14 protein-coding genes are annotated in these 13055 nt (G+C 45.6%); 9 read left to right on the forward strand and 5 right to left on the reverse strand.

What is annotated here, in order from left to right; genetic code table 11:
• The first annotated feature begins 41 nt into the window (after nucleotides 1–41).
• From MNV_RS12235 to moaC, 3 genes are read left to right on the forward strand one after another with little or no spacing between them, the layout of a single operon-like run.
• The gene (locus tag MNV_RS12235) at nucleotides 42–1508 is read left to right on the forward strand and encodes an NAD(P)H-hydrate dehydratase (protein ID WP_096206247.1); all 1467 of its coding nucleotides are present in this window, start codon (nucleotides 42–44) and stop codon (nucleotides 1506–1508) included.
• Nucleotides 1489–1659 (forward strand): hypothetical protein, encoded by a 171-nt coding sequence (locus tag MNV_RS19755; RefSeq protein WP_179293975.1) that lies wholly within the window; start codon nucleotides 1489–1491, stop codon nucleotides 1657–1659. Before MNV_RS12235 ends, MNV_RS19755 begins: the two co-directional genes overlap by 20 nt.
• A complete protein-coding gene (gene moaC / locus MNV_RS12240; protein WP_096206248.1) occupies nucleotides 1656–2120 on the forward strand; it encodes a cyclic pyranopterin monophosphate synthase MoaC in 465 nt (154 codons plus the stop codon). The genes MNV_RS19755 and moaC overlap by 4 nt, the downstream gene beginning before the upstream one ends.
• Before the next feature lie 200 nt (nucleotides 2121–2320).
• Here moaC and gatD read toward each other — a convergent pair whose 3' ends face one another.
• On the reverse strand, nucleotides 2321–3571 hold the full coding sequence (gene gatD, locus MNV_RS12245; protein ID WP_096206249.1) for a Glu-tRNA(Gln) amidotransferase subunit GatD: 1251 nt from the start codon (nucleotides 3569–3571) through the stop codon (nucleotides 2321–2323).
• A 43-nt stretch (nucleotides 3572–3614) separates the two neighbouring features.
• Entirely contained in the window at nucleotides 3615–4895 is a 1281-nt protein-coding gene (locus MNV_RS12250) for an RNA-guided endonuclease InsQ/TnpB family protein (RefSeq protein WP_096206250.1), read from the reverse strand.
• Between the two features lie 185 nt (nucleotides 4896–5080).
• Here MNV_RS12250 and MNV_RS12255 point away from each other — a divergent pair, with 185 nt between their 5' ends.
• Nucleotides 5081–6535: an aspartate ammonia-lyase gene (locus MNV_RS12255; protein ID WP_218838015.1), complete on the forward strand. Its 1455-nt coding sequence runs from the start codon at nucleotides 5081–5083 to the stop codon at nucleotides 6533–6535.
• Nucleotides 6536–6553: 18 nt separating this feature from the next.
• Here the strand turns inward: MNV_RS12255 and cgi121 are convergent, their stop codons facing one another.
• The 3 genes from cgi121 to purB are packed head-to-tail and all read right to left on the reverse strand — an operon-like array spanning nucleotide 6554 to nucleotide 8887.
• Entirely contained in the window at nucleotides 6554–7045 is a 492-nt protein-coding gene (gene cgi121, locus MNV_RS12260) for a KEOPS complex subunit Cgi121 (RefSeq protein WP_096206252.1), read from the reverse strand.
• Between the two features lie 25 nt (nucleotides 7046–7070).
• Nucleotides 7071–7523, reverse strand: coding sequence for an N-acetyltransferase (locus MNV_RS12265; RefSeq protein WP_096206253.1), 453 nt, complete (start codon nucleotides 7521–7523; stop codon nucleotides 7071–7073).
• 26 nt (nucleotides 7524–7549) lie between these two features.
• Nucleotides 7550–8887: an adenylosuccinate lyase gene (purB, locus tag MNV_RS12270; protein ID WP_096206254.1), complete on the reverse strand. Its 1338-nt coding sequence runs from the start codon at nucleotides 8885–8887 to the stop codon at nucleotides 7550–7552.
• A gap of 91 nt (nucleotides 8888–8978) precedes the next feature.
• Between purB and ubiE the strand changes: the two genes are divergently transcribed.
• The 5 genes from ubiE to MNV_RS12295 are packed head-to-tail and all read left to right on the forward strand — an operon-like array spanning nucleotide 8979 to nucleotide 12892.
• Nucleotides 8979–9653, forward strand: coding sequence for a bifunctional demethylmenaquinone methyltransferase/2-methoxy-6-polyprenyl-1,4-benzoquinol methylase UbiE (gene ubiE, locus MNV_RS12275; protein WP_218838016.1), 675 nt, complete (start codon nucleotides 8979–8981; stop codon nucleotides 9651–9653).
• A gap of 45 nt (nucleotides 9654–9698) precedes the next feature.
• Nucleotides 9699–10622: an S-layer glycoprotein N-glycosyltransferase AglJ gene (gene aglJ / locus MNV_RS12280; protein WP_096206255.1), complete on the forward strand. Its 924-nt coding sequence runs from the start codon at nucleotides 9699–9701 to the stop codon at nucleotides 10620–10622.
• The gene (gene npdG / locus MNV_RS12285; protein ID WP_096206256.1) at nucleotides 10619–11275 is read left to right on the forward strand and encodes an NADPH-dependent F420 reductase; all 657 of its coding nucleotides are present in this window, start codon (nucleotides 10619–10621) and stop codon (nucleotides 11273–11275) included. Before aglJ ends, npdG begins: the two co-directional genes overlap by 4 nt.
• Nucleotides 11272–11904 carry an endonuclease III domain-containing protein gene (locus tag MNV_RS12290; RefSeq protein WP_096206257.1) on the forward strand — a complete coding sequence of 211 codons (633 nt, stop codon included), beginning with the start codon at nucleotides 11272–11274 and terminating at the stop codon, nucleotides 11902–11904. Before npdG ends, MNV_RS12290 begins: the two co-directional genes overlap by 4 nt.
• Nucleotides 11891–12892, forward strand: coding sequence for a radical SAM protein (locus tag MNV_RS12295; protein ID WP_096206258.1), 1002 nt, complete (start codon nucleotides 11891–11893; stop codon nucleotides 12890–12892). Before MNV_RS12290 ends, MNV_RS12295 begins: the two co-directional genes overlap by 14 nt.
• Nucleotides 12893–13055: the final 163 nt, after the last annotated feature.

Here is a 13055-nt window from a genome sequence, read left to right on the forward strand (position 1 = left end):
CTTGGGTAAATTATAAGTGTGTACGCATATAATATCTGATTATGGAAGCTATTACCTCATCCCGGATGGCGGCAATCGACGAGAACTGCGAATGCCTCGGTGTAAAAAAGCTTCAGCTTATGGAAAACGCCGGTACTGCCGTCGCCAGTGCGGTTAAGAAAAAAATGAGCTCCGGCAAAGTAATTATCTTCGCCGGCAGGGGAAATAACGGCGGAGACGCTTTTGTAGCTGCGCGGCACCTGGAAAATTATGATGCCACTGTTATCCTTGTTGGCAGGAAAGAAGATATAAGGACCCAGGAAGCCAGGCATAACTGGATAGCACTTGAGAAGACCGGGCTCCCTTTAATCCGGGTCACTGAATCAACGACACTTCCGGGCTCCCTTATAAAAAATGCAGATATAATTATTGACGGGATTTTCGGGACGGGTGTTAAGGGAAAAATACATGAACCGGAATCAACTGCGATAGATATTATCAATGGTTCAAATGCTTTTGTGATATCCGTAGACGTACCTTCCGGTTTTGATCCCGACGGTAACAGTTTCGAGAAGGCTGTCCGTGCAGACCTGACCCTGACCTTCCATAAAATGAAAGTCGGTTTACTCACAAAAGATGCCGCTAAATATGCAGGTGAGATCCAGGTCATCGATATCGGTATCCCGCGCGAGGCAGAATTCTTTGTGGGACCCGGGGATATAAAGCCGTTCTCAGTCAGGCGCTCTTCCAGTCATAAAGGCGAGGCAGGAAAAGTCCTTATTATTGGCGGCGGAGCCTTTTCAGGCGCGCCCGCACTTGCTGCACTGGGTGCTTTGAGGGGAGGGGCGGATATCGCCACCGTGGCCGCGCCAAAAAATGTATCCGCTATTATCGCATCGTTTTCACCGAACCTCATTGTTCGTCCACTATCAGGTGACAGTCTGGTAGAAGAAGATATCCCGGTTATTTCCGGGCTAATTAAAAAACACGATGTTGTTGTCATGGGCATGGGTCTTGGAACCACTGACGGGACGCTTGCAGCCGTCAGGAAAATTATTCCGCTGTGCAGTAAAGCAGTTATTGATGCCGATGCACTGATCCCCGGCATGTTCCCTTCAGGTAATAAAGATGTTATCGTTACCCCGCATGCAGGCGAGATGAGGCGCTTATCAGGCACTGACGTGCCGGCAGATGGTAAAGAAAAAGTTGATTTCGTCAAAAATTTCGCCCTGAGTAACGGTGTCACAGTATTGTTAAAAGGCGTCATCGATATTATCTCAGACGGCGCCGAAGCGCGTGCCAATAGAACCGGCAACGCCGGTATGACCGTGGGCGGGACAGGGGATGTGCTTGCGGGCCTGACCGGCGCCCTATTTGCCAGGCATAACGCCTTTGAAGCCGCGTGTGCCGCTGCTTTCATCAATGGGGCAGCCGGCGATATGGCGTTCGCGGAATTCGGATACGGTCTTCTGGCTACTGATGTTATTGATAATATACCAAAGGTGATGTATGAGAGAGATAATTGTTGATATAGAGCGTAACAGGATAAGACTGGTAATCAAACATGATGAAGACGAGGCGGTTATCAGGTTAAAACGGGATGAAGCAAGAGAGCTGTCAGGAAAATTGAACGAACTGCTTTCGGATTTTGAAAAAAGGAAAAAGGTCAGGATAGATTGAGCACGTTTTCCCATATTCAGGACGGCAGGGCAAGGATGATCGATATCAGCGGTAAGGCAGAAGTGGCGAGGCGAGCCGTCGCTACCGGAGAGATACATTTAAAACCGGAGACCGTTGAAGCTATAAAGAACGGGCAGGTTGAGAAGGGGGAGGTGCTTGAAACTGCACGTATTGCAGCTATCATGGCAATCAAACGTACATCTTTTGCAATTCCCATGTGTCACACTATACCTGTCACGAGCATCGATGTCACGTTTGATACGGGCATTGACACTATCAAAGCAGTTGTTGAGGTCAAATCAACAGGGAAAACCGGGGTTGAAATGGAAGCGCTCCATGGGGTCAGCTTAGCTCTGCTCACAGTCTGGGACATGGTCAAATCTGCTGAAAAAGATGACACGGGGAACTATCCTTTTACCGGAATAACAAATATAAGAGTTCTGGAAAAAACCAAGCAGTGAAGCACTATTTTTAAAAAGAGGAGTAGTGATTAGGTATCTAATTAAAACGATGGGTCGAAGGAGACTGAGGGTACTAAAGGCGTTAGATACCTAATCCTACTACAATGTTTATAATGGCCTTACTAGTATTTAATATTTACGCTTATATTATAAGTTCTATATAATTATGATACTCATCATAACAAGAATTTATATAATTATTATATACATGTGCTTCGCGTAATCTCGCCTGCAATACCTGTACGCATTATTTCCCTTACCTTTTCGATATCCGCTGCCTGACCGAGCGCCCACATCAGCTTCACAAGGGCCACCTCAGGCAGTATATCCTCACCTTCAATCGCGCCTGCCTTCAAGATGTCTCTGCCTGTATCATACACGCGGTCGCATACTCTGCCGTAGATACACTGGGAGGTCATTACTACAGGTATCCCTGCCTCAACCGCATTCTTGATATGAGGTATCCATTCAGTAGAGACATGGCCAAGACCTGTGCCCTCAATAACTATACCCTTATACCCTGAGCCTGAGTGGAACAACAGCGACTCGCTGCTAGCCCCTGTGGCATACTTTATCAGCGCGCATTTTGGTTCAAGCTTATCATGAAGAGCCAGCTTTTTCTCACCCCGCTTCACGTAACCGGAAAGCATTTTTATCTCACGGGAGGGATACTCAACGCGTCCTATCGGCTTTGCATTTATCGACTGGAAAGCGTCCCGGCGTGACGTGTGCATTTTACGCACTTTCGTTCCCCTGTGGATAGTGCAGAAATCATCGCTTGTTGAACCATGCATCACCACGCAGACCTCTGCTATATCGCTTGCTGCCACAGTTGCGGCGCATACCGCGTTCATAGCATTGTCGCTGCTTGGCCTGTCCGCGCTTCTCTGGGAGCCGACAAGCACTATGGGCACAGGGGTTTCTACCATGAATGACAGGGCGGCTGCAGTGTACATCATGGTATCGGTGCCGTGTGTGACTATAATGCCGTCCGCGCCGTTCTTTATCTCCTCATATACGGCGCGTGCAAGCTCGCTCCAGTAGGAGGGACGCATGTTCTCGCTGAGGATGCTGTATATCATGCGGCAGTTGTAGTTCGCTATGTCCTCAAGTTCAGGGATCGCGCGCAGGATGTCCTCGGCTGAGAACTGCGACGTGACCGCGCCCGTGCGGTAATCTATCTTGCTGGCGATAGTGCCTCCTGTTGAGAGGATGGAGATGTTGGGTAGCTTCTCTTTTTTTATTTTAATCGGCTCGGAGATTGGCTTATGGATCTTATTTTCTTCCTTTTTTTCAAGCAATGTTACTGATGCCGACTCCTGCCTTATCCCGATATTATATCCATTCTTCAGTTTTAGAACTATACTTCTTGTCTGCGAAGGCATGAGAATCCCTTCATACTGCATGCCTTTGCTTTCTACTCGAACTTTATCGCCTACTTCTGCCTGCATAGTTTCCTGTTCATATCTGTTAAGAATAAAAAACTATCGTGAACTACCTCACGCTTGCGCATGGTGCTTCCTGCGAGTGAACCGCCAGTACATGTATCGGTACTGGAGGACCTGTTTTTCGCAGATTATCAACAAACTGCTGATAGCCCGTCCACATGGCATTCTGTGATAGGAAACGCAACATGATATTGATAGCACTGTTCCTATCTCTATCAATCACGTTTCCACAATCACATTCCATAGTGCGCTTCCAGAGAGGCATATCGTGCTCCTTTCCGCAGACATAGCATCTCTTGGAAGTGTGACGTTCATCGATTTCTGTTACTTTCTTACCTGCAAGCTCTGCCTTGTAGGTCAAAAATCTGACGAACCTCGAAATATAACCATTATTCTGAGTAGAACGATTGAGACCCGAAGTAGCTTTCTTTGATTTCGGCATTTTTTTCACATCTAGGTCTCCTATAATGACTGTATTGGCCCTCGTATTATCCACCATATTTCGTGAAAGCTTGTGCTGGGAATCCTTTATCTGGTTGCTGCATTTCTTTTTACGCTTGTTCATCGCCTCGTGAAGATGCTTCCATTTATTGCTCCCCTTCTTGCAGTGATCTCTCCTTGACTGGATCGCATCTACTTTCGGATTCCAGTATTTGTCAGGCCTCGGATTTGTAGCCTCAAAGAATTTTCCCTGTGTGTTTATCGCTGTTACAGTTTTGGTTATACCCAAATCAATTGCCTGATAAAACCCATTATTCATATACGGTTTTTCTGGAACTTCGTGAACTATTGAAAGATAGTACTTGTTCCCGTCTTTGAATACCGATATCTGATATATCTTCAAGTATTCTTTCGAGATATCAAATGTAAGCGGTGTATCTTTCCTGTAGAACTGGGTTATAGTAATCCGCCCATCCTTGATTTTGTATCCACTTTGGTTGTAAATCATTGTCGTGAAGTACTTCCTTCCCTTGAATCCTGGAGGCTGTGCATCCCTGTCTCCTTTGGCTCTTAATGTCATGAAGGATTTGTAGTCTGCATCTAAGGTCCTCAGAACCATCTGCAATACTTTTGAATATACAAATGAATATCGAGGATACTTTTCTTTTAGTTCTGGCAAATCATTCTGCTGCTTGAAATAACATATGTATTCTGGTTTCCCCCATGGAAATACTTGAAAATCAAACCGAAGATTGTTGAGTTCCCATGCTCTTCTTCGTTCCGCAAGGGCAAAATTGTATATCTGTCTGCACTGCTCCGAGAGATACCATAAGACTTCTTCCTGTTCTGGCGTAGGATGTATACATATTTTCTCGGTCAGTTGCATAGTCAGTACCGTTATTATTCTGGTATATGCATAGCCCTTATGATAGCGGTGCGAAAGTATTATGAATTATATTCCAAGGGGCACGATTCATCTCCTCCCTTGCAGAAGGGTACTTCTCTACCTCTTGCCTCCCCCTCCAAGAGTTAAATGCAAGGTTAAATATGTTAAAAATAATATCAGATACCATGGGAAGAATTGAAAAAGACAGCCTTGGCAAAATAGAAGTCCCGGATAATGTCCTTTACGGCGCGTTCACTGCTCGCGCTTCCCGTAACTTCCGGATAAGCGGGCTGCGGGCAAAACCCGAATTCATAAGCTCAATAGCGCTCATCAAAAAAGCTGCCGCTCTTGCGAACATGAAACTCGGCATGCTTGATAAAAAGATCGGGGACGCAATAGTACAGGCAGCTTCCGAAGTCATCGAAGGGAAATATAGTGACCAGTTCATACTCGATGTGTTCCAGGCAGGCGCGGGCACCCCTTTTAACATGAATACCAATGAGGTCATTGCCAATGTCGCGATTAAAACGCTGGGCGGAAAACCCGGGGATTACCATATCGTCCATCCTAATAACCACGTCAACATGGCGCAGTCTTCCAATGATGTGATACCGACTGCAATTAGAATAAGCGTACTCCTGACCTTACCCGCCCTTATCAGGGAGCTTGAAGAAACAGCTCTTTCATTCCATTCAAAAGCAGAGGAATACAATAATGTGATCAAGGTCGGAAGAACACATCTTGAGGATGCCGTGCCGATACGCTACGGTCAGGTATTCGACGGGTACGGCTCATCCATGGAAAAATGCACAGGCAGAATAAAAAAAGCGCAAGAAAGCATGCTTGAACTCAGCATCGGCGGAACTGCCACCGGGACGGGCATTAACACGCATCCTGAGTTCAAAAAGACGATAATTTCAGAGTTAAATGGATTGACCGGTCTTGAGTTTTATCCTGGCAACAGTATCATGATGTCATGGAGCATGGCAGGGTTTGTTGAAATGTCAAATTCGCTGAGGATACTTGCCATCGAACTTAATAAGATATCAAACGACCTGCGCCTTCTCAACTCAGGACCAAAAGCAGGCATCTCGGAGATAATCCTGCCTGAAGTCGAACCCGGTTCTTCCATAATGCCGGGGAAGATCAATCCCTCCATTGCCGAGGCTGTTAATATGGTATGCTTCCAGGTCACAGGCAACGACCATGCGGTCTCACTTGCAGCCGAAGCCGGGCAGCTTGAGCTTAATGTGATGACGCCGCTTATCGCATTTGATCTGTTGTGGAGCATCAAGCTTTTGATAAATACTGTCAGGATGTTTCGGGAAGATTGTGTATCAGGAATAATAGTCGATGAGAAAAGATGCGCCCGGCTTCTTGAGAACAGTCAGGTCCTGGCAACGGTGCTTAATCCATATATCGGTTATGAGAATGTGGCAGAGCTTGTAAAGACCGCTCTGCATGAAAACAAATCCCTGAAGCAGCTAATACTTGAAAGAGATATCATCCCCGAAATATATTTGAATAAAATACTTGACCCTGTGAAAATGACAGAGCCTGAAACAATTGATAAAAGAATAATAGAAGAAATCAAAGAGTACTGGAAAAAGAGAGAAGAATCCCGGATAGAATCAGACTGATAATTGAACATCAGGATATTATTTAATCACGTCCACAAGCGCGACCCGCTCAAGCACAAGTTCGGGTATTTTCTCCTTCCCCACAGCTTCTATTTCCTCATCAGTGATATTGAAAACTTCCATTACCGCTTCTTTTTTAGATTCATTGTATTCAAGCACAGGCTTAGGTTTTATTTCATTAAATGCGGATAAATCCGCCTCCTCCCCTACAGCCACAAGTGCGATGTTATTTTCCCCTTTATGTATCCCGAGCCTTATCGCCTTGCTTATCTGCCGCGTTCCAGAAGCGTAAAGCATTATTTCTTTTGCAAGGTCATTTGCAATATTTGTGCCGGTTTTGAAAGAGTTCATCGCTTTTTCAACCGCGAACTTTATATGCTCCTTTCCTGCCAGCTTATCTGCATCCAGTACCTGGATAGTTATGTTTTTCTCTTTGCTTATTTTTTTGATCTTATCCAGGAAACTTTCCACATTGTCTATGAATATCGTGCCTTCGAGGATATAAATCATTATTCTCCACAGCGGATTTAGTAATTCAGCTTATCTTTTTCACAAGCGGTATCTCATCGCACTCAGGGAATTTGGGGCATTTGATGCACATGCTCCATATCTTATGCGGCAGCGTACTTTTTTTCACCCTTACAAAGCCGCGTTTTTCAAAGAACTCAGGCACGTATGTCAGCGTGATAAGCTTATTCAACCCAAGGGTCCTGGCTTCGTCCTCGCATGCAACGAGTACGCTTGAGCCTATGCCTCGCCTCACTCTTGATGGTTCAACTGCAAGTGATAGTATCTCGCCATAATCTTCCCATGTGATATGAAGCGCCCCACAGCCAACTAACTGTTCATTTTCTATAACTACGTAAAAATCCCTGAGATTCTCATATAATTCGCTTAACGAGCGGGGAAGCATTACACGTTTATCCGCGTAACTGTTTATGAGCTTCCACATTTTTTCAACATCTTTGATTGTGGCTTTCCTTAACAATAATATATCCTCTTTAGTTTTTCTTGTTATTTCTTTTTTTTCAGTCTGGCTACAAGAGAGTCAACCTGTTCTACCGCTGTACCTATATAATTATCCGGGTTCATTATGCTGACAATATCATTTTCTTTCATGTATTTCGAAACCGTTTCGTTGCCAAGAAGAGCTTCTTTCATGTGAACCCTGTTCTCACGCGCGGTCATGGCACACTGGCGGACTATCTCATGCGCCTCCTGCCTTCCGACTCCTTTCTTGCTGAGTTCGATCATTATGGCTTCCCCCATATTCAACCCGTTCAGGAGCTCAAGATTTTTCCTGATATTTTCAGGGTAGAAACGCAGGTTCTGGATAATGCCTGCCGTGAGGCGTATTATATGGTCCGTAAGCACGCAGGCTTCAGGGAAAACAACACGCTCGCACGATGAATTTGTGAGATCGCGCTCATCCCATAGCGTATTGTTGAGAAGCTCAGGCTCAACCATCGCACGAACGATCCTTGCAAGCCCGCATACCTGCTCTGATTTTATCGGGTTGCGCTTATGCGGCATCGTGGATGAGCCGACTTGCTTTTTGCCAAAGCTCTCTTCGACTTCCGCTATCTCGCTTCTTGCAAGGCTTCGTATCTCAATGCATACCTTATCAAGCGTGGTTGCCGTATTTGCCATCCACATAACGAACTCTGCATGCCTGTCGCGCTGGATTATCTGGTTGGATACATCCGCTGCCTCTATGCCAAGAAACTCCATTGTTTTTTTCTGTATCTCGATGCCTTTATTCCCGAAGGCTGCCTGGGTACCCACAGCTCCGCTCATTTTACCTGCCGCAGCGCGGGGCATCAACTGGTCAAGCCTCTCGATATGCCTGTCCACCTCCGACGCCCATATGGCAAAACGCAGCCCATAGGTGGTGGGTATGCCGATCTGCCCGTGCGTCCTGCCTGCACATACTGTATTCTCATGGGAAAGAGCCATGTCCAGAAGTACTGAGCGCAGTTTAACTGTCTCCTTTCTTAATATCAGGATCGCATCTTTTATTTGAAGCGCGGTCGCCGTGTCCAGGATATCATTGGAAGTGGCGCCGAAATGTACCCATTTCCCCGCATCTCCCGACTGCTCGGCAAGAGCAAGAACCACTGCCATTACATCGTGGTTTATCTCACTTTCTATCTGCTTGACCCTGTCAAGTTTTACTTTTGTGGCGCCGATAGATATTTTTCCATCCGCTCCCTCCGGGATATAGTCTATCCGGGCTTCGGCTTTTGCAAGAGCGACCTCAACGGACAGCATCTTTTGGAGGCGCGTCTCTTCATTCCATACAGCCTTCATTTCAGGGCTGCCGTAGCGGTATTCAATGGGGTGGATTGCCATGCAGGGTACTTATTGTTTTTCTTGTTAAAAGAAACTATCGATGAACGCAATACTTAAACCTTTAAAAACATTTAGGTGAACGAGGTCTCAGTTGCAGAAGAAAGAATCTATCCGGAAGATGTTCGCAGGCATTTCCCCCCGCTATGATTTTCTCAATCACCTGCTGAGCCTGGGAAGGGACAGGTACTGGCGCAGGTTCGCGGTCTCTAAGCTGCCACGCGGAATTATCCTTGATGTCTGTTCGGGAACAGGCGATGTGGCTATTGAAGCATCAAATAAAAGCCATGCTGTCGCTTCGGATTTCTGCGAAGAGATGCTGCAATTATGCGCACAGAAAATAAAGGTGCGTGGCATAGCGAATATTGATTGTGTACAGAACGATGCCGAGAACCTGTCTTTTAAGGATGAGACTTTCAACGGCGCCATCGTTGCTTTCGGTATAAGGAATGTATCCGATATGGAAAAAGCATTATCAGAGATGAACCGCGTGGTCAAAAAAAAAGGAAAAGTGGTTATACTTGAGTTCTCACAGCCTGAAGACCCGTTTTTCAGGTCCGTGTACTATTTTTACTTTAAAAGGGTACTGCCTCTCATAGGCGCTGTGATCTCGAAAAAAAGCGGCGCTTATGATTATTTACCCTCCTCTGTCATGCTGTTCCCTGAAAGGAATGAATTCGTCGAACTTATGAAAAAATCCGGTATAAGAAATGTTGAATTTTATAATCTGACTTACGGGATAGTTACTGTTTACGTAGGAGTTAAATAGAACTCCCTAAATATTAAGTATATAAACGAACGGATAAGAAGGAAAATGAATAAAGAAGATGTCTGCATATTAATACCTGCTCTTAATGAGGGCAAAACAATAGGGGAGCTTGTCAAAGGATTTAAGTCCCTTGGATATCCGAATATTCTTGTTATCGATGGTCACAGCACTGATGATACTGTAAAAAAGGCTGAAAATGCAGGAGCAAAAGTGATAGTACAGAGCGGGAAAGGGAAGGGGCAGGCTGTGAGCCAGGCATTCAGGGTGATAACGGGCAAATATGTGGTAATGATCGATGGTGACGGTACCTACCTGCCTGAAGAGGTCGACAGACTTCTTGAACCTGTTGTCAAAGGGATAGCCGACCAGGTGATAGGTAACAGGTTTGCAAATTACCAGAAAGGCGCATTCACCCGTTTGAACCTTTTCGGGAACAAGTTGTTGAACAAGATTTTCGGGTTTGCTTACGGTGTCTGGCTTGAGGATATACTTTCAGGTTACAGGGCGTTTAATATCGATGCAATCAAACAGATAGAACTTAACAGGACAGGTTTTGAGGTAGAGACGGAGATAACGGTTGAGTGTGTGAAAAAAGACTTAAAAACGATTGAAGTTCCAATAACATACTTCGCAAGAGTGAGCGGTGCAGCCACCAAACTCCAACCTTTAAGGGATGGGTTCAAGATTGTTTCGACTATTTATCTTCTTGCACGAACTCACAATCCTCTTTTTTATTTTAACCTGATAGGAGGATTTCTAACTGTAAGCGGCGTAGCTATTGGTATTTACGTGGTGGACGAGTGGCTGAAGAACATAACGCATGTTCCCCTCACGATACTTGCAACGCTTCTTATCGTGATAGGCATTCAGATGTTCATATTCGCAATCTTAAGCGATCTGATCGTATCCGTACATAAGGAGAACATGCGTATGATGCGTAAAATCTTAAAAGAGAGGGAGGAATTATGAAAATAGCTATATTGGGAGGCACAGGAAGCATCGGAGAGGGTTTCGCGGTTCGGTGGTCCGGGAAACATGAGATTTCAGTATGCTCGCGCGAGGCTGACAGGGCTGTTAAAGCTGCGGATGAGTATACCATGGCGCTTTTAGAGAAAGGGTTAGTTTGCTGCGGTATTACAGGCTGCACGAATGAGGTAGGGATCAAAGATGTGGACGTTGTTGTTCTCTCTGTTCCTTACCAGGGGGTTGTGGAACTATTAAAATCTCTCGCACCTTGTTTTAAAGACCAGATCGTTATTTCACTTGTAGTCCCTATGGAAAAGAATAAATGGTTTAAATACTCGCCCCCGAAACAGGGAAGCGCGGCCCTTGAAATCAAAGATATTCTTCCGAAAAGCGTAAAAGTGGTCTCAGCATATCATAATATTTCTGCAAAGAAGCTTGCAATTCCCGACCTGGTACTGGACTACGATGTTGTCGTTTGCGGTGATGATGAAGATGCAAAGAAGGTAGTGATGGAGCTGACAAAGGAAATTAAAAACCTCCGTCCCCTTGATGGCGGGGACCTTGGATGTTCTTCTATGATCGAGTCCCTGACGCCATTTTTGATCAACCTTGCAATACGCAACAGGCTTTCAGACCTCGGCGTAAAATTCCTATGACGGCAAAACAAAAAAGAACAGGGCTTGTTGAGGTTTACAATAAATTGCTTGACCAGTTCGGGCACAAGCACTGGTGGCCGGCAGATACCCCTTTTGAGGTCGTGGCAGGGGCTATCCTGACGCAGCAGACAAAATGGGAAAATGTGGAGAAGGCAATAAAAAACCTGAAAGAGAGAGGGTGCATGGAGGCTGAATCGCTCTCCAGGGTTGAACTGGAAGAAATTGAAGAGATGGTCAGATGCACCGGTTTTTATAGGCAGAAGGCAAAAAGGTTAAAGGATATCTCCACATTTTTCTTTAAAAATCCTGATATCCTCAGAAAACCGGTTGATGAGCTCCGGGATGTGCTTCTTTCTCTGAACGGCGTGGGGGAGGAGACTGCGGACAGCATAGTATTGTACGCGGCTGATAAACCCAGGTTCGTTATTGATGCTTATACCAGGAGGATTTGCAGGTGTATGGGGATAAAAGGCGGTTATCCGGAGCTGCAAGCCCTTTTTGAAAATTCGATACCACAGGATGTTCCCGTGTACAAGGAATTCCATGCGCTCATAGTGGAGTACGGAAAACAGTTCTGCGGTAAAAAGCGATGTACGGAGTGCATAATAGTAAAAAATGGCAAAATGTAATAATATCCTTATAAGGGATATCCCTCTTTTCGGCTGTATCGCATTCGGGATAATCGATCGCGGAACTAACGTACTGCAGGTTCGTCCATTTAGCGAGTGCCCTTTATCTTGCGTATTCTGCTCAACCGATGCAGGTCCGCATTCAAAACGAAGGATATCGGCATACATGGTAGACCTGCCGCAGTTGCTTTCTGCGTTCGAATGGGCTGCCTCGCACAAGGAGATGACGGACATTGAGGCGCACATCGATACGGTCGGGGAGCCTGCGATGTACCCGCAGCTTATTGAACTTGTTGAAGGATTATTTGCGAACAGCCATGTCAAAGTAGTTTCCATGCAGACCAACGGAGCCCTGCTGAATACGAAGCTCATCGATGAACTGGGAGCGGCAGGGCTTTCGCGCATCAATATGTCCATCGAATCCCTCGACCCCGGGCTTGCAAAGAGGATAGCGGGAACTGATTCCTACGATCTTGAAAGGGTTATTGATAACGCAGAGTACATTGCCAGAAACACTGGCATCGACCTTCTCATTGCGCCCGTGTGGCTTCCGGGAATTAACGATGACGAAATCCCGAAATTGATCGAGTTAGCGCTCAGGATTGGGGCTGGAAAACACTGGCCTGCTCTTGGGATACAGAAATTCCTGCCCCATAAGTATGGAAGAAAGCCTGATATCAGGGCAATGAGTTGGGAGGTCTTCTATGCGCGGCTACAGGAATGGCAGAAGGCATATAATACAAAGCTCGTCCTTGCGCCGCAGGACTTCGGAAGTCATGAGTGTAAAGCAATCCCCCGCGTATTCAAACGATATGAAAAAGTAAAGGTCAAGGTCGTTGGACCCGGATGGATGAGAGGGGAGAAGCTTGCGGTAGCGCGGGACAGGGTAATTATGGTGGTTGATGCTGACAGGATTCCAGTCGGGGCGGAGGTATTCGTGAGGATGGAAAGGGTTGTGGACGGAATATATATAGCAAAAAAACAATGAACATATATTCAACACCAATCTTCACTCAGTATTCAGTCAGTTCATTTTGTATTCAATGTGTTCATTCTGTATTCAGATTGTATTCGACTTTATTCAACTTTATTCAGCCTTATTCAATTTGTATTCACTTTACTAATTAAGCATAGTCATATAAGTAATGTTG

This window comes from Candidatus Methanoperedens nitratireducens (assembly GCF_900196725.1).
In the GTDB taxonomy this organism is placed as follows: Archaea; Halobacteriota; Methanosarcinia; order Methanosarcinales; family Methanoperedenaceae; genus Methanoperedens; species Methanoperedens nitroreducens_A.